Raw genomic sequence first — 20,598 nt, 5'->3', positions numbered from 1 at the left:
AAGACTTAAAAAAATAGAACTTTCGAGTTCTATTTTTTTATTTCTGAGACCCTCTAATCTGTCAAATAAGGATGGTTTAAAAACTTTTTAATGGCGGGATTAAGATTGATTGTCAAGAACCCGTTTTAATTGATAATAAAGGGTAAATATGATAAAATATAATGTGTAATTATATTGAATAGGAGATCTGAATTTTATTAAAATTAATCCTTACTTTGGAAAAAATTCAAAGGGATAGAGATTAAGTTGGTTTAGACGATATTCAATTAACTTGGAGGTAAAAACATGGAAAAGATACAAATCACAACGGAATATATTAAATTAGATCAATTGTTGAAGTGGGCTAACGTAGTAGGAAGCGGATCGGATGCGAAACACGTAATTACTGAAGAGATGGTTAAAGTAAATGGTGAGATAGAAACTAGAAGAGGAAAGAAGATCCGTGTAGGAGATATCGTAGAATTTGAAGGTAAAAAGATAGAAGTAATAGCGTAAGAGGTGCCCAGATGCAAATCCTAGATATGAATATGATCAATTTTAGAAACTTAGATGATGAACATTTGGAATTTGATCGCAGATTTAACTTATTTTTAGGTAAAAACGGCCAGGGAAAAACCAGTATATTGGAGGCTATTTATTTTACGGTTACGGGGAAGAGTTTTCGAACCAGTAAAAATAAGGAAATGATAAAATACGGTCGCCATAAAATGGGAGCTTTTGTAAATTACGAGGATAGGATAGCACTGAAATCCATATCGGTAAAGGTAGATGAAAAGAAGAAAAGATATTCCTACAACAGGAAACCTATTAAGTATGATGAATTTTTGGGAAAATTAAATATTATATCTTTTATACCAGAAGATATAGAGCTTATTATTGGGTCACCCAGTGTGAGGAGATCGTTCTTTGACTATGAGATAGCTCAGGCAGATCCAGAGTACTATCTTTACTTAAAGTCGGTATCCAAGCTGTTAAAATTCAGAAACAAATATCTAAAGGATAGAAATACTAAAGATCCAATGTTTGAGATCTATAACTTGGAGTTTATAAAATATGCATCATTAGTAGTGAAAAAAAGGATTGATTATATAAAAAATGTTTCGAGATTGCTGTCCTTAAACTATCGAAAGCTGTTTGATGGGGAAAAAGAGCTGACCCTGGGGTATAAATCCTTTTTAGGAGAACTGAAATCTCCTACTTTAGAGGAGATAGGGGGGAAGATTAGGAAAAGTTATGAAGAGGTAAGGGATCGTGAACTGCGATATGGGTACTCCCTCATTGGTCCCCAGAGAGATGATTTCATCTTTTTGCTGGATAATAAGGAAGCTAAATCCTATTCCTCCCAAGGGGAGAAGAAATCCATAGTATTTGCCCTGAAAATATCTGAAATAGACATGATAATAAAGGAAAAAAAAGAAACACCTATCTTTATAATAGATGATATATCATCTTATTTTGACTCCATAAGAAAGGGAAATATATTGAAATATTTTCAAAAGAGGGAGATCCAGTTATTTATTAGTTCTACCTCGGACTTAGAGATAGAGGCTAAAAGATTTCATATACACAGAGGTGGAATAGATGGTTAAAAATCTGGTAGATGTCAGTGATCTCATGGGAACAGCTATAACTAAGAGCCGGCTCCTGAAGGAAGGTATTTTAAAATCAGAATGGGATAAGATAGTGGGGGAACTCTCAAAAAAAAGTTTTGTTATTTTCTTGAAACAGGGAAAGCTTTTTGTAGGGGTAGAAAATTCTATCTGGATTCAGCAGATGAATTTTCAAAAACAATCTATCATAAAGAAAACCAATGAGTTTTTAGGTGGAGATTATGTAAGCGAGATAATCTTTAAAATTGGAAAAAAAGATACTAAAGATTATTTTTTAAAGAAAAAAGAAAGAGATGATTCCATAGACCTGGACAGTTTGACTTTAACCCATGAAGAATATTTACAGATGGAAGAGGAGCTTGTGGGGATTGAGAATGATCTCATAAAGAAGCAGACAAGGGTTGTTTTGGAAAAATCATATAAACGAAAAAAATATCTGAAACTTCATGGATATAGGCAGTGTAAGTGTGGGATCTATTATAGTTCAACCGAGCCGATGTGTGCCATATGTATGAATAAAGAGGTTTTAAAATTAGAAGAAACTCTCATGAGAGCATTTAAAAACAGGAAGATGCTGAAATACTCCCAGGCTGTAAGGGAGATAGAAACCCTGACAGAAAAGGAATATAACAGGATAAAATTAAAAAAACTATCCAAGATAAAAAAAAATATAGATATCTACCTGAGGGACGGGAAGGATAATCTGGCTTTTGAGCTGTCTAAACTATATTTTACAATAGATTTAGGTGGGTTAGAGGATGAATATATAGAGAGAAGAGCAGAGGAATTTATACAACTGTTAAAGAAATAAGATTTAGGAGGGTAAGTTAGATGAGTAATAATTATAAAGCGGAAGATATAACGGTTTTAGAAGGACTGGAAGCCGTTAGAAAAAGACCGGGAATGTATATTGGTTCTACATCTGAAAGGGGATTACACCATCTTGTATGGGAAGTAGTAGATAACTCAGTAGATGAAGCCTTGGCAGGCCACTGTGACAAGATAACCATAAATGTACTGGAAGACAATGTAATTGAGGTAATTGATAATGGAAGGGGAATTCCCACAGGAATGCATCCTAAACATGGAAAATCAGCACTGGAGATAGTATTGACAGTTCTGCATGCTGGTGGTAAGTTTGAAAACGATAACTATAAGGTATCAGGGGGACTTCACGGAGTGGGAATCTCAGTGGTAAATGCCCTCTCTGAATGGATGGAAGTCTACGTAAAGAGGGAAGGAGAAATTTTCCATCAAAGACTGGAAAGAGGAAAACCTATGTTTGATGTAAAAACAATAGGTAAAACTAAGGAAACAGGTACCAGGATAGTTTTTAAAGCTGATGATGAGATCTTTGAAACTTTAATCTATAGTTTTGAAACTTTAAAAAACAGATTAAAAGAACTGGCATATTTAAATAAAGGCTTAGAGATAGTACTTACCGATTCCAGAAAAGAAGAAAAAGTAGAAGAAACATTAAAATTTGATGGTGGTATAATCGATTTCCTGGCTGAATTAGAAGATGGGAATGAAAAATTAATTAAAGAGCCTATCTACATGAATGGAGAGGCCGAAGGGGTAATCGTAGAGATTGCTATGACCTACACAATAAAACAAAGGGAAAGCATATTTTCATTTGTTAATAATATAAATACCCATGAAGGGGGGACCCATGTAAGTGGATTTAGAACAGCTCTTACTCGTGTAGTAAATGATGTAGCTAAAACTATGGGACTTGTAAAAGAAAGAGATGGGAACTTCCAAGGTAGTGATATCAGAGAGGGTATGACGGCGATTATATCTCTAAAGGTACCAGACCCGCAATTTGAAGGACAGACTAAGACTAAATTAGGAAGTTCGGAAGTTACCAGTATAGTTTCTGGAATTGTAGGTAAGTATCTAAAAATGCATTTAGAAGATACTCCTGCAGATGCAAGAAATGTAATCGAGAAGATTTTGATGTCTAAAAAAGCAAGGGAAGCAGCTAAAAAAGCAAGGGAATTAGTAATGAGAAAATCAGCTTTAGAAGTTGGATCATTACCTGGAAAACTTGCAGACTGTTCATCTAAAAAACCTGAGGAATCTGAAGTTTATATAGTAGAGGGAGACTCAGCAGGGGGATCAGCAAAGCAGGGAAGAGACAGACATACCCAGGCTATCTTACCGCTCCGTGGAAAAATATTAAATGTAGAAAAAGCTGGATTACATAGAGCCCTTGAAAATACAGAGGTAAGAGCTATGATAACAGCATTTGGTGCCGGAATGAACGATGAAATGAATCTTGATAAATTAAGATATCATAAGATCATAATCATGACCGATGCCGATGTAGATGGAGCTCATATAAGAACTTTAATTCTAACATTCTTATTTAGATATATGCATGATTTAATAACAAATGGAAACATATATATCGCCCAGCCTCCGTTATTTAAGATAACAGCAGGAAGATCGGTACAGTATGCTTATACAGACAAACAGATGAAGGATGCAACAGATCTGCTTAATATAGAAAATAGAAGATTTACCCTTCAAAGATATAAGGGATTGGGAGAGATGAATCCAGAACAATTATGGGAAACGACAATGGATCCAGATACAAGAACACTATTGCAGGTAAGTATAGATGACGCTGTAGAAGCTGATAAGTTATTCGATAAATTAATGGGTGACAAGGTAGAACCTAGAAAGAAATTTATCGAAGAAGGAGCCGAATTCGTAAAGAACTTGGATATATAGGTTGAAATAGAGTATTTAATTTAAAAATAAAAAATAGCAAGAGATAGAATTCTTTGAATTCTATCTCTTATAAATAACCTTCCCTCTCCCAATGTCAAGGGAGAGGGTGTCCGATAGGACCGGTGAGGGTAGAAAGTGATTTAGGAGGATTAGATGTCAAATATAATAACTAGATATATAGAACAAGAGATGAAAGAATCATATTTGGACTACTCTATGAGTGTAATCGTAAGTAGAGCATTACCGGATGTAAAAGACGGATTAAAGCCGGTTCATAGAAGAATTCTTTTTGCCATGAATGAACTGGGAATGACCAGTGATAAACCACATAAAAAATCGGCTAGAATTGTCGGAGAAGTACTGGGTAAGTATCATCCCCATGGAGATTCGGCTGTTTATAATACCATGGTTAGAATGGCTCAGGATTTTAACTATAGATATGAGCTGATAGACGGGCATGGAAACTTTGGATCGATAGATGGAGATTCGGCGGCAGCCATGAGATATACAGAAGCAAGAATGGCTAAAATTACCAGAGAATTATTGGTAGATTTAGACAAAAATACCATAGATTATAGAAAAAACTTTGATGATTCATTGGATGAACCCATTGTATTACCTGCAAAACTACCTAACCTGTTATTAAATGGAGCAACTGGTATCGCAGTTGGAATGGCGACAAACATACCTCCTCATAACTTAGGAGAATTAGTAGATGGAATCCTGGCTGTTATAAATAACAGGCTGGAGATAAAGGGTAAAAAAGACGGGATAGTAGAAGGATTTGAGAAGATAAAGGGATTAATCACTAATTCTTCAGAAAAGATCGATGCAGAGATTGCTTTTGAAAGAATTGAAAAGATGATCTCAAAAGCTGAAGTATCGGATGAAAACAAATTATTGAATACCGTTGAAAAGATAAAGGCTGTTGTAGAAAAATCAATAGAAGAAAACGAAGCACTAAACCTTAAACTTCAAAAAGAAAGAGAAGCAAATGAAGGTGAAGAATCAATAGTTGTAGATGGAGAGTTATCTTTATCAACTTTTAGAGAGGTAAAAGAGGTGATTTCAGAGATCTTAGGAGGAGCAGCTAGGATAACTTCAAGAGATCTGATTGAATATATAAGTGGACCTGACTTCCCGACCGGTGGAATAATCGACGGGAAAAAAGGGATCTACGATGCTTATACTACTGGAAGAGGTAGGGTAAGAGTAAGAGGTAAGGTAAAGATTGAAGAGCATAAGAATGGGAAAAGTTCTATAATAATCAATGAAGTGCCATTCCAGGTAAATAAGGCCAGGATGATAGAAAAGATCGCTAACCTTGTGAAGGAAAAAAAGGTTACAGGAATAACCGACCTTAGAGATGAATCTGATAGAAACGGTATAAGAGTAGTCATAGAAACGAAGAGGGGAGAAGAACCTGAATTAATCCTAAATAAACTATATAAATATACTGAATTACAAAATACCTTTGGAATCATCATGCTGGCTTTAGTTGATAATGTACCAAAAGTATTGAACTTGAAAGAGATATTAGATCACTATATCAACCATAGATTTGATGTAATAACAAGAAGAACTAAGTTTGAATTGGAAAAGGCTGAAAAAAGATCTCATATCTTAGAAGGATTCAGGATTGCTCTGGATAATATCGGAGAGATAATCAAAATAATCAGGGGATCAAAAGATGCTAATACAGCTAAGGACACTCTTATGGAAGGGTATTCATTTAGTGAAGCCCAGACAAGATCGATCCTGGATATGAAATTACAAAGATTAACCGGATTAGAGAGAGATAAAATAGAAAATGAATACAATGCTCTGATTGAAATAATCAAAGAATTAAACTTTATTTTAAACAATGAAAATAAGGTATATGAGATAATAACAGAGGAATTAGAAGAGATCAAAGAAAACTATTCAGATGAAAGAAGAACTCAAATAGAAGAATCTAGATTAGATATCAATATAGAGGACTTAATTGCAGATGAGAAGGTAATCGTAACTCTGACTAACAAAGGTTATGTAAAGAGAATAAGCCAGGATAAGTATAAAGCACAGAAAAGAGGCGGAAAGGGTGTAAGCAGCCAAAATACCGTAGAGGGTGACTTCGTAGAAAACATGTATGCTGCTTCTAATCTTGATACCATGATGATCTATACAGACAGCGGAAAGGTATACAGCTTAAAAGTATATGAAATCCCAGAATTTTCTAAACAGGCCAGAGGTAAATTAATTGAAAATATGATTAATTTAGGAGAAGATGAGAAGGTAAGATCTATAATAAAAGTTAGAGATTTTTCTGAAGAACATGAAGTATTCTTCCTGACTAGAAATGGTATAGTAAAGAAAACCAACCTGAGCCAGTTTAAAAATATCAATAAATCTGGTTTACGTGCCATCAACTTAAAAGATGATGACGATCTGATCTTCGTTGGGTTAGTAGATACCAAAGAAAGTCAGGTATTCGTAGCTACAAGACTGGGGTATTCTATAAAGTTCCCGCAGGATAATGTAAGATCTATGGGAAGATCCGCCACAGGTGTAAAAGGAATCACTCTGCGTCCAGAAGATGAGGTAGTATCAGGAGTAATAGTTGAACGTGAAGATGCTAAGATCCTGACTATAACTGAAAATGGATATGGAAAAAGAACGAGAATAAGCGGTTACACCAGCCAATCCAGAGGTGGAAAAGGTGTAATCAATATCAGGGTAAGTGCCAGAAACGGAAAGGTTGTAGATGTCAAATCTGTAACTGATGATGAAGAATTATTGGCTATCACTTCAAATGGGGTAGTAATCAGAACTCCGGTGGAGGATATATCTTTAATTGGAAGAGCAACTCAAGGTGTAAAAATCATGAGAGTAGAGGATTCGGAACATGTAGTTTCGACTATAAAGGTAAAAAGAAATCTGGAAGAACTTATTGAAGAGGAACTTTTAGAGATAACAGAAGAAAAAAAATAAGAAAAAAGGAAGATATATAGTTTTGTAGAAAAACATAAGTACTAAGCAATTAGAAATAATTAATAATTGTTTATTATTAATTATTCAAATAGGGGGGTACTTATGTTAAATAGAATTTTAATTTTATTCGGGAATGAACTGGACAAAAATAACTTACTTAAAACAGGACAGTATTTAAAAGAAAAATACGGAACAGAAGTATACGGGCTATACATTAGAGATATAAGAAAGTATGAGGTGCTCCCTCCTACAGTAGAGGGATTGGTTGTGGATAATTCAGCTAATTTCCTGATTAGAGAGTGGGAGAAATCAGAAAATATTCAGGTGGAAGAACTAAAGAAAGTATTTAAAAATTATTTTCCAGTGGAGCATCTGTTGATAGAAGAGGGGATTACCCAGGAGATTGTACAGGAAAAAATGCTGGGGTTTGATCTGGTAATAGTGGAGAAATCAAAGACCATTACAGCGAATCAAAAAGATATCCTCAGACATCATTATAAACCTGTTCTATTGATCTCTGAAAAAAATAATTTAAAGATAGAAAAAGTGATGATTGCCAACGATAAGAGTGAAAGGGTAAATAAATCGATTTTTGCTTTCTTAAATATGTTTCACAAATTAGATGATTTTACCTCTGTAGCTGTAAATTTAGAGGATGAAACCGATGATGAATTTTCAAAATATATGGAGATAGCAGGAAAAACATTGAATTCTTTGGAATTAGAGGGGAAACCTATAGATATAATTTCTGAAAAGAGTGAAGAATTTGATATTTTAATTATGGGAGACCTTAAACATTCCTTCCTGTTGGAGAAACTCACAGGAAATACAGGTTTAAAATTATTGGAAAATATAGAGATTCCTATCTATATAGGATAATACTTTATAAGAGCAAAAAAGTTTTTAGGAGGAGAACTGGTGTTCTCCTCCTAAATTAATCTAGACTCTTTCCTCGATTGACGAGTACGAAAATTTTTTCTAGCTATAAGAAATTTACAATGTCAAAAGGAAGAGTGAGAAAGGAGTCGTTATGAAAGTGTTAATAGTATCGGATAGTCACTCGAGGCTGGACAATTTGATGAAAATATGGGAAAAAGAAGTTCCAGATGTGGTGATCTCAGCTGGAGACTACAGCAAAGATGTGGAAGAATTATCATATATATATGAAGATTCAGAGTATTATATAGTCAGAGGAAACTGCGACTATATGGATAACAATACAGAGGATAATTTAGAATTTGAACTCTCGGATAAAAAGATTTTTTTAACTCACGGTCACCTATACGGAGTTAAGACAAGTTATGATTATCTGAGGATGGAGGCAAATGACAGAGGAACAGACCTGTGTATCTTTGGTCATACACATATTCCTTATTTAGAGGAAGAGGGAATGATTTTATTTAATCCGGGAGCAGTAAAAGACGGGCTGTACGGGATATTGGAGATAAATAATGATAAAATTAATATAGAGCACAGGAAGCTGTAAAGCAAAAAAAAGTATGATAATTATCAAAAATTTGATAAAATACTATGAGATTAATGATATAAGTACCCGTAAAGGGCATCACCAATATACTATTATTTTATAAATATAGAATATTGCGAGAAGTTTTTAGGAGGCAAGATGAAAGGGATAATAAACGCTCTAAAGGATGAGGTGGCTATCAGCTTAACTTCTACAACTAGTGTAAAAGAACTAGAAGATCTAAAAATAGAGATCTTGGGGAAAAAAGGTAAATTAACAGACATCATGAAAGGTATGAGAAATTTATCTAAGGAAGAAAGACCTGTTATTGGGCAATTAGCTAATGAAGTTAGGGATTTTATTACAAATGAAATTGAAACTAAGATGACTGAGCTAAAGGACACAGAAAAAACGATTAGGATGAACAACGAAACTATAGATATTAGTTTACCAGGAAGAGAAACAGGAACTGGAAGACTGCATCCTATAACAGAAACTATGGATTTCTTAAAAAATATATTTATAGAGATGGGATTTGATGTAGCAGCAGGACCAGAATTAGAGACTACATTTAACAACTTTGATGCATTAAATATACCGGAAACTCATCCATCGAGAGATCTGCAGGATACTTTCTATATCGATGATAATACGGTACTTAGAACGCATACATCACCAGTACAAATTAGATATATGCAGAATAAAACAGCACCGTTTAGAATGGTGTGTCCAGGAAAGGTATATAGATCTGATTACGATGTATCTCATACGCCGATGTTCCACCAAATGGAAGGATTGATGGTAGGAGAAAATATATCATTTGCTAACTTAAAAGCAATTTTAACAGAATTTGTAAACAAGGTATTTGGAGAAACTAATGTAAGGTTTAGACCTCATTTTTTCCCATTTACAGAACCATCAGCAGAGATGGATGTAGAGTGTGTAATCTGTAAAGGAAAAGGATGCAGACTTTGTAAAAATACAGGTTGGCTGGAAATAATGGGATGCGGAATGGTAGATCCTGAAGTACTGAAAAGTGTAGATTATGATGCAGATAAGATAAGCGGATTTGCATTTGGAATGGGTATAGAAAGAATTGCTATGTTAAGACACGGAATAGATGACTTAAGAGCATTTTATGACAATGACCTGAGATTCTTAAAGCAGTTTAACTTTTAGGAGACCCTCATCTATATATCTTCTACCTCGTAGGGAGAAGATGAATAAAATTACAGATAGTTATTAAAATAATATTAAAAAAATGTCATTAAAAAAATATTGTAAATGAAATAGAAAAAAGAAATTTTGAAAAATATTCGATTGTTTAAGTAAAGTGAGTTTCGATTTTTTTAAATTTCTTTGATTATATAATAAATATTTTTTACAGACTTGAACTTTGGTTACTTTTTTCTAAATAGAAATAAATTAAGTACTCGTGGATCGGGAAAGTAACAAAAAGAATTTGGAGGAAAAAATGTTAATATCTTTAGAATGGTTAAAGGAATATGTAGAGATAAATGAAGATGTTAAAGAGCTTGAAAATGCCCTGACTATGATCGGACAAGAGGTCGAGGCAATAGAAGAGCAGGGACAACATCTAGATAACGTAGTGGTAGGGCATATTGTAGAATATGGTCAGCATCCTGATGCAGATAAATTATCACTGTTAAAGGTAAATGTAGGGGAGGAAACTCCGTTACAAATAATCTGTGGAGCTCCTAATCACAAATTGGGAGACAAGGTAATAGTAGCAAAAATAGGTGCTGTTTTACCTGGAAACTTTAAGATCAAAAAAGCTAAAGTAAGGGGAGTAGAGTCTTGCGGAATGCTTTGTTCAGAGGTAGAATTAGGAATGGGTACAGATGGAGACGGAATTGTTATCCTGTCTGAGGATGCACCTATCGGTGAAGATATAAGAACACACTTAGGATTAGATGACGTAATTTTTGAATTAGAAATCACTCCTAACAGACCGGATTGTTTATCTCATATAGGTATTGCCAGGGAAGTAGCAGCTTATTATGAGAGAAAGGTAAAATATCCTGCATCTGATATCAGAACTTTAACAGGACCATCTGGAATTGTTGTGGATATCGATGATGATAAAAGATGTACTAGATATAGTTCAAGAATATTAAAAAATGTAAAGGTGGAAGAGTCGCCAGAATGGTTAAAGAGAAGATTGAAAGCTATCGGACTCAGGCCGATAAATAACATTGTGGATATAACTAACTACATTATGTTTGAATATAACCAACCTATGCATGCTTTTGACCATTCTAAATTAGAGGGGTCGAAGATTACTGTAAGAGAAGCTGAAAAAGGTGAAAAAATCACTACTTTAGATGGTGAAGAGAGAGAATTAAATAACTCTGAATTAGTTATTGCTGATGAGGCAAAGGCTGTAGCAATAGCTGGAATCATGGGTGGTAAAAACACAGAGGTAGATGAAAACACTACCGAGATATTATTGGAGGTAGCATATTTCACCCCTGAAAATATAAGAAAAACAGCTAAAACATTGGGATTATCTTCTGATTCTTCATATAGATTTGAAAGGGGAATAGACAGAGATAATACCTTAGTTGTGTTGGAAAGAGCATCATCTCTGATTCAGTCTATAACTAATTGTGAAGTTGTAGGAGAATATGCAGATGTATATACAGATCCTTATACTCCTAGGGAAGTTTCGATGGATATCAACAGATTAAATAAATTTGTAGGTAAGGAAATAGAGTTAGATACAGTAGGAAAGATTTTGAATAGTTTGAATATGCAGATAAAAAACAGGGGAGAAAACAAAATTTCTGTAATCCCGCCATCATATAGAAACGATATCACTAGATCAGCAGACTTATATGAAGAGATCATCAGAATGTACGGATTCGAAAACATTGAAGATAAAATGCCGGTGGAGAATATCAAAGCTGGTGTAGTAGATGAAGAATTTCAAACTACCGATACTTCTAAAAAACATCTGAGAGATATGGGTTTACAGGAAGTTATAAACTACAGCTTTATCCCAAGGGGAATTTTGGAAAAATTAAAGGTAGAAGCAGAGACTATAGATATCAAAAATCCTATCAATGAAGATATGGTAACACTGAGACCTACTTTGATGTACGGATTACTTACTAATATCAGGGATAATTTCAATAGAAATATTAATGACCTGAAGATATTTGAAGTATCTAGAACATTTACTAAGGCAGAAACTTTAGCAGATGAAGTTGTAAAAGTAGGAATTGCTTTAGCCGGCAGAGAGGAAAGAAATCTATGGGATGCAAAACCTGAAGCCTATGATTTTTATGACTTAAAGGGATATGTGGAAAGCTACCTGACAGCTATGGGAATGACTAAATATCAGTTGAGAAGAACTGAAAATAAAAGTTACCATCCAGGTAGAGCAGTAGACATCTTCGTAGGAAGAGAGTACATCGGGACTTTTGGAGAGATCCATCCAGATGTAGCTGAAGCTATGTCTATCTCAAGGGAAAGAGTATATCTGGCAGAGTTAGAATTAGCTAAGGTAGTAAAATATGGAAAAACTAAGATAAAATATGAAAAGATAGTAAAATATCCGGCAGTAAATAGAGATTTAGCTATCTTAATGGACAGGGATAAATTAGTTGGAGATATGCTTGGAGATATTAAAAAATCTTCAAATATCATTGAAGGTGTAAATTTATTTGATATCTATACCGGTGATAAAGTAGAGGCAGATAAAAAATCTATAGCTATCAATATAGTTCTTAGAAAAACAACAGGAACTTTGGAAGAGAACGAAGTAACTGCAGCAATCGATAAGATCTTAGGACTTATCAAGAAAAAGTATCAGGGTGAGATCAGACAATAGACCAATAAAAAAACCTCCTAATTTTTAGGAGGTTTTTTTTCTAATAATTTAGAAATTTGGGTGAAACGTCACGCTGCTTTTAATCATCATCTTCCGGATCACCGAAAACTTCATATACTTCAGAGATAACAATGAAAGCCTTTGGATCAATTCTATTTATAAACACCTGTAGATCACGGAGCTGTTTATTCTTTAAGATAACCATGATCATCTTTCTTTCAGAATCCTGGATACGGCTCTTAGTCATAATAGTAGTGGTATGAGTCTGGATATCATTAGTCAGGAGTTCCTGGATCTCCTGATATTTTGAACTGGTGATATATACCATCTTACTATTACTTACCCCTTCAAATATCTTGTTTAAGATCAGATTACAGGTAAATGCAGACAGGATAGCATAGAGTCCCTTCTCTATTCCGAAGACTACTATTCCGCTTCCCATTACGAGCATATCCAGCATCAATATAGCATGGGCAACAGGCAGTTTGGAATATTTACTGATAACCTGTCCCAGGATATCGGCTCCTCCCATACTCCCGCCAAATTTAAAAATTAAACCCATTCCTGCACCTAAAAACAGCCCACCAAAGATAGGAGCCAAGAGTAAATTTCCGCCCTTGGCATAGTCCACTACAGAGGTATTATTTAATAATGTTTGAAATGTTTGGGTATAAAAGGCTAACCCCACAATTCCGAAAAAAGTTTTGAATCCGTATTCCTTTCCGAATACTTTAACACCTAGGATAAATATAGGAATATTAAAGACCAGAATAGTAAGACCAATGGGAATCCCCATCCCATAAAATAGTATAGTGGCAATCCCTGGAACCCCGCTGCTGACTAATTTTCCAGGGACCAAAAAAATACCTATCCCAATGGCTGATAAGATCAACCCTAAATTAATAACAAAATAATCAAAAAATAACCCCTTTAAATGTCTTTTCATTTGATTTTACCTCCCCCCGATGTAATAAAGCTGATTAAACTTTAAATTTTATTGATTTAAGAATAATTCTCTATAAATCTATAAATTTTAGCATCTTTGAATCAAAAAAGATACAATAAAATTAGTTATTTTTTTAACTAGAAAAATAACTTATAAAGTTATAACTTTTATAATTTTATGGTAAGATTTAGGAGACAAAAATAGAGAAATTTAAGGTCTTTTTAACATGTAATATTATAGATAAAAAAATTAATATAGATAAAAAATAATTAAAATATGGAGGTAAAATATGAACTTAAAAGAGGTAAAAAATAGTGCCCGGGAAAAGATGAAAGGTGTATGTGCTATATGTCGTGAATGTAATGGTGTATGGTGCAGGGGGATGGTACCGGGAATGGGGGGAGCAGGAAACGGGTCAACTATGCAGAGAAACTATGATAAATTAAACGAAATCAGAATTATGATGAAAACACTACATGATGCCAAGGATCCGGATGTTAAATTTAATTTTTTAGGGAAGGTACTTTCCAGTCCGGTAATGGCAGCACCTATAACTGGGTTAAACTATAATGCCGGAGGAGCAATAGCAGAGGAAGACTATATAGATGATATCGTAAATGGAAGTATAGAATGCGGGACTATCGCCATGATAGGTGATGGAGGAAATCCGGATTTTTATAGATGGGGGATAGAAGCTATAAAAAAAGTGGACGGTAAGGGTGTGGCTATCATCAAACCCCGTGAAAATTCTGAGATTATAAAAAGAATAAGGATGGCAGAGGAAGCAGGGGCACTTGCAGTAGGAGTAGATGTAGATGGGGCCGGATTATTGGTTATGAGTACTATGGGACAGCCTGTAGGACCAAAATCAGTGGAAGAATTAAAGGAATTGGTGGATTCAACAAAATTACCATTTATATTAAAGGGAATTCTCAGTGTAGAAGAAGCTAGGATAGCCATGGAAGCAGGAGTGGCTGGGATCATAGTATCGAACCACGGCGGCCGTGTTTTAAACGGGACTATAAGTTCTGTAGAGACTCTGTCTGAAATAGCTGCAGCTGTAGGAGAAAAGATGGTAGTAATAGCTGATGGCGGAGTAAGGGAAGGGATGGATATAGTTAAATTCTTAGCCCTTGGAGCTCACTGTGTATTGGTGGGGAGACCTATTATTTGGGGAAGTGTAGGAGGCAGAAGGGAAGGAGTTAAATTAACTTTGGAAACTCTGAAGAATCAGCTGTACCAAGGTATGATACTGACAGGTGCCGGAAGTTTAGAAGAGATAGATAAAAGTATGATATACAGGGATTAATTAAAAAAACAATAAAAACTTAAAAAGACGCTAAAAACTTTAGCGTCTTTTTAAGTTTTTTAAAATAAAATGTCCGAAACTATTGACAGGTTGTTCATATTAGAGTAAACTCAATACTAATAGTTTGAAAGTGTACTTCTTTAACGAAATATAGTGCCAGCCAAATGGTATTTATATATAACTTTATTTTAAGGAGATGAAAGGATGAAAAAATTATTTTTGTTAGTTGCAATGTTTATAATGTCGGCGTTTGCGTTTTCGGCAGACTACCATATTGGTGTAGTATCTGGGACGGTATCTCAGTCGGAAGATGGTCTTAGAGGAGCCCAGGAATTAATAAAGAAGTTTGGAGCGGCTGAGAAAGGCGGGAAAGTAATCCATATAACTTACCCGGACAACTTTATGCAGGAGATGGAAACTACAATTTCTCAAATCGTAAGTTTAGCAGATGATCCCAAGATGAAAGCAATAGTGATAACAGAAGCTGTTCCTGGAACGGTTGAAGCCTTCAGGAGGGTAAGGGAAAAAAATCCTGATATTATATTAGTTGCAAACAGTCCCCATGAAGATCCGGAGATGATTGCAGACGTAGCAGACTTAGTATTAAATCCTGATAATGTGGCTAGAGGTTACTTAATTGTAAAAGCAGCTCAAGAGATGGGAGCAAAGAAATTTATGCATATATCGTTTCCTAGACATATGAGTTATGAACTTTTATCTAGAAGAAGAGATATCATGAAGCAGGCGGCATCAGACTTAGGAATGGAATTCATAACTATGACTGCCCCGGATCCTGTAAGTGACGTCGGTGTAGCAGGAGCTCAACAGTTTATCCTGGAAAAAGTACCTTCATGGTTAGAAAAATACGGTAAGGATACTGCATTTTTCGCAACAAATGATGCACAGACTGAACCTTTATTGAAGAGGATAGCGGAAGATGGAGGGTACTTCGTAGAAGCTGATCTGCCTTCTCCAACAATGGGATATCCTGGAGCTTTAGGGGTTAAATTTGATAAGAGCGAAAAGGGAAATTGGCCTAAAATATTAAATAAAGTGGAAAAGTCAGTTGTTAAAGCTGGTGGATCTGGAAGAATGGGAACATGGGCATACTCATATAACTTTGCAGCAGCAGTGGCTTTAGGAACCCATGTAATAGATGTAATAGATGGAAGATCAGAGGTAGATGACTTTGATCAGGTTATGGCATCTTTAGGAATGCAAAGTCCTGGAGCAGGTTGGAACGGAAGTGAATATGTAGATGTTGAAGGTATAGAGAGAGAGAACTTTTTCTTAGTGTATCAGGATACATATGTATTTGGAAAAGGATATCTTCATATGACAGCTCTTAAAGTTCCTGAACAATATTTTGAAATCAACTAAAGAACCTAAAAAAGGTAAGGTGGAGGGGCGAAAGCCCCTTTTTTATCATTAAATCAGCAAAACAGGGGGATAAAAGTGAGTGAACTACTTTTAAAGATAGAAAATTTATCCAAATCATTTGGTGAAAATTGTGTATTGAAAGATATAAATATAAGTATAAACAAGGGTGAGATAATAGGACTGGTAGGAGAAAATGGTGCAGGAAAGTCGACTCTAATGAAAACTATATTTGGAATGCCTGTAATTCGTGAAACCGGGGGATACGGCGGAAGTATAAAGTTTGAAGGGAAGGAGATAGATTTTAAATCTCCATTTGATGCTTTAGAGGCAGGGATAGGGATGGTCCACCAGGAGTTTTCCCTGATACCTGGATTTGAAGCTACTGAAAATATAGTTCTTAATAGGGAATCGACTAAAAATAGTTTTTTAGAGATCTTATTTGGTGACAGGATAAAGCAGCTGGACAGTTTGGAGATGGAAGCCAGGGCAGGGATAGCGGTGGGACATCTGGGTGTAAAGATGGATCCAAAAACTATAATAAAAGAGATGCCGGTGGCACATAAACAATTTACAGAGATAGCCCGAGAAATAGAGAGGGAAAACACCAAACTGCTGGTACTGGATGAACCTACAGCAGTACTTACAGAATCGGAAGCAGAGATATTGCTGCAAACAATGAAACGGCTGGCCAATGAGGGGATCTCCATAGTATTTATCACCCATAGATTGAATGAGATCATGGAGATAAGTGACAAGGTGGTAGTGCTCCGGGATGGAGTCTTGATAAAGGAGATAGAAACGAAGAAAACCAGCTCCCATGAGATAACAGAATGGATGATCGGCAGGAGCTTCAGTGAATCGGAAACGGTAAAAAAAGCAGCTCAAAACAAGGAAGTTCTCCTGGAACTGGATAAGCTTTGGGTGGATATGCCTGGAGAAACGGTAAAAAAATTAGACCTGAAAGTATATAAAGGTGAGATCTTAGGAATTGGCGGAATGGCAGGGCAGGGAAAATTAGGGATAGCTAATGGAGTCATGGGGCTGTATACGACCGGGGGAGAGATAACTTTTAGAGGTGAAAAATTGAAGTTGAATCAGCCCAAACTACCCTTGGAAAAAGGTATTTTCCTGGTTTCAGAGGATAGAAAGGGGGTAGGGCTGCTCCTGGACGGGACTATCGAAGATAATATAGCTTACTCTGCAATCCAGATCAAGGATGAATTCATCAAAAGATATCTCGGCGGGTTGGTAGAATGGGTCGATGAGAAAAATGTGGAAAAAAATGCATTGGAATATATAAAGAAATTAGAGATCAGGTGTATGAGCTCTAAGCAGACAGCTGGGGAACTCAGTGGGGGAAATCAGCAAAAAGTGTGTCTGGCCAAGGCATTTACCATGAAACCTGAATTATTAATGGTTTCAGAGCCAACCAGGGGAATAGATGTAGGAGCAAAAAAATTAGTTTTGGAAACCCTTCGGGAATACAATGAAAAATATGGCACTACAATAATTATAACTTCTTCGGAACTTGAGGAGCTCCGGGGGATCAGTGACAGGATAGCTATAATAACAGAGGGGAAAGTAGCCGGGATACTGCCTCCAGAAGCAGACATAATTAAATTTGGGGAATTGATGGTAGGGATAGGAGGAGATTCAGAGCTGAAGGAACTCCGAGAGATCAGGGAAGGGGTAGCGGCAATAACAGCTGGAATACTGCCTCCAGAAGCAGACAAAATTAAAATTGGAGAATTGATGATAGGGATAGAGGGAACTGATTCAGAACTTGAGGAGTTGAGAGGAACCGATGGAAAAAATTAAAAGTTATGTTGAAACTATGGGGTGGCCCAGGGTAATAATAGCGCTATTTCTTTTGAGTATGTATGTGGCTGCTCCGTTTGTGGGTTTAAATCTGGGAACGTCTATAAGTGATACACTGATAAGATTTGGAATGAATGCTATCCTGGTGTTATCTCTTATGCCTATGATATATTCGGGAACAGGATTAAACTTTGGACTGCCTTTAGGGGTAGAGGCCGGATTGATAGGAGCTGTAATCAGCGTAGAGATGGGTCTCACCGGAGTCTTTGGATTTTGGGGAGCTATCATAATGGCAATTCCATTTGCCGTTATATTTGGATGGGGGTATTCACAGATATTAAACAGAGTAAAGGGTGGAGAGATGATGATTGCTACCTATGTGGGATTTTCCTCAGTGGCAATTATGTGTATCATGTGGCTTATCCTGCCTTTTAAAAGTCAGGATATGATCTGGGCATATGGAGGGTCTGGTCTCCGTACAACTATCAGTATAGAAAAATATTGGCAGGGAGCACTCAATGGAATCTTTCCAATGGCAGACAAGATTCCTTTTGGCGAAATAATGTTTTTTGGTTTTTTGGCATTTTTGATGTGGGGATTCTTCAAAACCAAGTCAGGTCTGGCAATGAAGGCTGTAGGAGCAAATCCGAAATTTGCTCTGGCAACAGGGGTAGATATAGACAGGGTAAGAACTAAGTCGGTAATAATGTCTACTATGTTAGCTGCCGTAGGAATAATAGTCTATCAGCAGAGTTTCGGATTTATCCAGCTATACTTAGCACCATTCTATATGGCATTTCCGGCAATCGCAGCGATCCTTATAGGGGGCGCTTCTGTAAATAAAGCAACGGTAATAAATGTAATGATAGGAACTTTTTTATTCCAGGGGATCCTTACAATGACACCTTCGGTAATAAATAACTTGGTCAAAACAGATATGTCAGAAACCCTGAGGATAATAATTTCAAATGGAATGATCCTCTATGCTTTGACTAGGAAAGGGGGGAAAAAGAATGGAAAATAAAGGTAAAAAATTTCTTATAAATAACATAGTGCCAATAGTAATCTTAGTAATGATTGTCATGGCTGCTCCCATATCCGGTCTGTCGGGGGGATACCTGGTTCAGGAGATGATCTCCAGATTGTCCAGAAACTCGTTTTTAGTACTGTCTCTCATCATACCGGTAGTTGCAGGAATGGGGCTGAACTTTGGAATAGTTTTAGGAGCAATGGCCGGCCAGCTGGGACTCATCTTTATTACCGATTGGAGGATAGTGGGGATGGAAGGGATTGTGTTGGCCGTTTTAATCTCGTTACCAATTGCTGTCTTATTGGGTATATTAGGCGGGTATATATTAAATAAAGCCAAGGGCAGAGAGATGATAACTTCTATAATTATGGGATTTTTTATAAATGGTGTCTACCAGCTGGTAGTTTTATACGGGATGGGGAATATCATTCCCATGACAAATAAAAAAATAATATTGAGTCGTGGATACGGGATTAGAAATGCCATCGACCTGAAGAATATCCGTCAGGTGCTGGACCAGTCTATGGTTGTAAAGGTAGGAGAATTCACAGTACCTCTTTTTACTATATCAATAATTGCTGCTCTGTGTTTCTTTATAGTCTGGTTTAGAAAAACTAAGTTAGGCCAGGATATGAGAGCTATAGGCCAGGATATGGAGATAGCAAAATCAGCGGGAATAGCAGTGGAAAAAACCAGGATCTTATCTATTGTAATATCTACTGTATTAGCTTCTGTCGGACAGATAATATTTTTACAAAATATAGGAACTATGAATACATATAACAGTCATGAGCAGATAGGGATGTTCTCTATCGCAGCGATCCTCATAGGCGGGGCAACAGCTGCAAAAGCCAGTATACCAAATGCCTTAGGGGGAATAATATTATTTCATCTGATGTTCGTGATATCACCAAGGGCAGGAAAGGAATTGGTAGGATCAGCTCAAATAGGAGAGTTTTTCAGGGTATTTGTCTCCTACGGAATAATAGCCCTGACTCTGGTACTGCACCAGTGGAGAAGGGAACAGGAAAATAAAGCTGAAAGGAAGAAAATGATGGATATGCAGCTTTCTGGAGGTGAGAACTAATGAAAACAATTGGTGCAAGAATAGGAGTTATTCTGGCTATGATCCTTTTGGGAATATTTTTATTTATAAGCGGGAAGGAACATGAAGTTTTTATAGAAAATAAAGGAGAAAAATATACTCCTAAAAATGCTTATTATATCCTGGATGGGGAAAAAGAAATTAAGATAAAGAAAAAGAAGAAAAAAAGAGAATATATAAAGGGGGTTAATCATACTATAGAGGTTAGGTTTAAAGATGCAGGTGGAGTGGAAAAAAAGGTAGTTAAGGAATTTAAAACAAAGATGGGGCAGATAATAACAATAAATGCAGCCATGATAGAAAGCGATTCCTGGCTGAAAATTGAGGAGTTAAAAAGTAAAAAATAATAAAGATTATTCCCGGTTATAAA

General features: G+C 35.9%; 16 protein-coding genes. 15 read left to right on the top strand and 1 reads right to left on the bottom strand.

The features are described from left to right. Positions 1-285: 285 nt before the first annotated feature. The 9 genes from yaaA to pheT all read left to right on the top strand — a co-directional run bounded on the left by yaaA (position 286) and on the right by pheT (position 12,640). Positions 286-495 (top strand): S4 domain-containing protein YaaA, encoded by a 210-nt coding sequence (gene yaaA, locus DYH56_RS07610; RefSeq protein WP_114642266.1) that lies wholly within the window; start codon positions 286-288, stop codon positions 493-495. Positions 496-506: 11 nt separating this feature from the next. Further along, positions 507-1,589, top strand: a complete 1,083-nt coding sequence (gene recF / locus DYH56_RS07605) for a DNA replication/repair protein RecF (protein ID WP_114642265.1) — start codon at positions 507-509, stop codon at positions 1,587-1,589. Further along, on the top strand, positions 1,582-2,421 hold the full coding sequence (locus tag DYH56_RS07600) for a DciA family protein (protein ID WP_114642264.1): 840 nt from the start codon (positions 1,582-1,584) through the stop codon (positions 2,419-2,421). Before recF ends, DYH56_RS07600 begins: the two co-directional genes overlap by 8 nt. A gap of 20 nt (positions 2,422-2,441) precedes the next feature. Further along, positions 2,442-4,349: a DNA topoisomerase (ATP-hydrolyzing) subunit B gene (gene gyrB / locus DYH56_RS07595; protein ID WP_114642263.1), complete on the top strand. Its 1,908-nt coding sequence runs from the start codon at positions 2,442-2,444 to the stop codon at positions 4,347-4,349. Positions 4,350-4,502: 153 nt separating this feature from the next. Next, positions 4,503-7,319 carry a DNA gyrase subunit A gene (locus DYH56_RS07590; protein ID WP_233500011.1) on the top strand — a complete coding sequence of 939 codons (2,817 nt, stop codon included), beginning with the start codon at positions 4,503-4,505 and terminating at the stop codon, positions 7,317-7,319. Between the two features lie 102 nt (positions 7,320-7,421). After that, positions 7,422-8,198 carry an adenine nucleotide alpha hydrolase family protein gene (locus DYH56_RS07585; protein ID WP_114642262.1) on the top strand — a complete coding sequence of 259 codons (777 nt, stop codon included), beginning with the start codon at positions 7,422-7,424 and terminating at the stop codon, positions 8,196-8,198. A gap of 151 nt (positions 8,199-8,349) precedes the next feature. Further along, positions 8,350-8,805 carry a metallophosphoesterase family protein gene (locus tag DYH56_RS07580; protein ID WP_114642261.1) on the top strand — a complete coding sequence of 152 codons (456 nt, stop codon included), beginning with the start codon at positions 8,350-8,352 and terminating at the stop codon, positions 8,803-8,805. 138 nt (positions 8,806-8,943) lie between these two features. Then, a complete protein-coding gene (gene pheS / locus DYH56_RS07575) occupies positions 8,944-9,963 on the top strand; it encodes a phenylalanine--tRNA ligase subunit alpha (RefSeq protein WP_114642260.1) in 1,020 nt (339 codons plus the stop codon). Positions 9,964-10,258: 295 nt separating this feature from the next. After that, complete coding sequence (gene pheT / locus DYH56_RS07570; RefSeq protein WP_114642259.1) at positions 10,259-12,640, top strand: phenylalanine--tRNA ligase subunit beta; 2,382 nt, start codon at positions 10,259-10,261, stop codon at positions 12,638-12,640. Between the two features lie 79 nt (positions 12,641-12,719). On the opposite strand, the gene DYH56_RS07565 is transcribed toward pheT, so the two are convergent. Continuing rightward, positions 12,720-13,586 (bottom strand): YitT family protein, encoded by an 867-nt coding sequence (locus tag DYH56_RS07565; protein WP_114642258.1) that lies wholly within the window; start codon positions 13,584-13,586, stop codon positions 12,720-12,722. Positions 13,587-13,875: 289 nt separating this feature from the next. Between DYH56_RS07565 and DYH56_RS07560 the strand changes: the two genes are divergently transcribed. The 6 genes from DYH56_RS07560 to DYH56_RS07535 all read left to right on the top strand — a co-directional run bounded on the left by DYH56_RS07560 (position 13,876) and on the right by DYH56_RS07535 (position 20,575). After that, positions 13,876-14,895 (top strand): alpha-hydroxy-acid oxidizing protein, encoded by a 1,020-nt coding sequence (locus DYH56_RS07560; RefSeq protein ID WP_114642257.1) that lies wholly within the window; start codon positions 13,876-13,878, stop codon positions 14,893-14,895. A gap of 204 nt (positions 14,896-15,099) precedes the next feature. After that, the gene (locus DYH56_RS07555; RefSeq protein ID WP_114642256.1) at positions 15,100-16,275 is read left to right on the top strand and encodes a DUF3798 domain-containing protein; all 1,176 of its coding nucleotides are present in this window, start codon (positions 15,100-15,102) and stop codon (positions 16,273-16,275) included. Positions 16,276-16,350: 75 nt separating this feature from the next. Continuing rightward, positions 16,351-18,093 (top strand): sugar ABC transporter ATP-binding protein, encoded by a 1,743-nt coding sequence (locus DYH56_RS07550; RefSeq protein WP_114642255.1) that lies wholly within the window; start codon positions 16,351-16,353, stop codon positions 18,091-18,093. Continuing rightward, on the top strand, positions 18,080-19,117 hold the full coding sequence (locus tag DYH56_RS07545) for an ABC transporter permease subunit (protein ID WP_114642254.1): 1,038 nt from the start codon (positions 18,080-18,082) through the stop codon (positions 19,115-19,117). The genes DYH56_RS07550 and DYH56_RS07545 overlap by 14 nt, the downstream gene beginning before the upstream one ends. Beyond that, positions 19,107-20,210 carry an ABC transporter permease gene (locus DYH56_RS07540; protein ID WP_114642253.1) on the top strand — a complete coding sequence of 368 codons (1,104 nt, stop codon included), beginning with the start codon at positions 19,107-19,109 and terminating at the stop codon, positions 20,208-20,210. The genes DYH56_RS07545 and DYH56_RS07540 overlap by 11 nt, the downstream gene beginning before the upstream one ends. After that, a complete protein-coding gene (locus DYH56_RS07535; protein ID WP_114642252.1) occupies positions 20,210-20,575 on the top strand; it encodes a DUF6672 family protein in 366 nt (121 codons plus the stop codon). Before DYH56_RS07540 ends, DYH56_RS07535 begins: the two co-directional genes overlap by 1 nt. The last annotated feature ends 23 nt before the right edge of the window (positions 20,576-20,598 follow it).

The organism is Psychrilyobacter piezotolerans, assembly GCF_003391055.1.
GTDB lineage: Bacteria > Fusobacteriota > Fusobacteriia > Fusobacteriales > Fusobacteriaceae > Psychrilyobacter > Psychrilyobacter piezotolerans.
Note: the sequence above shows the minus strand (reverse complement) of the source record. Positions and strands in the feature narration are given on the sequence as shown.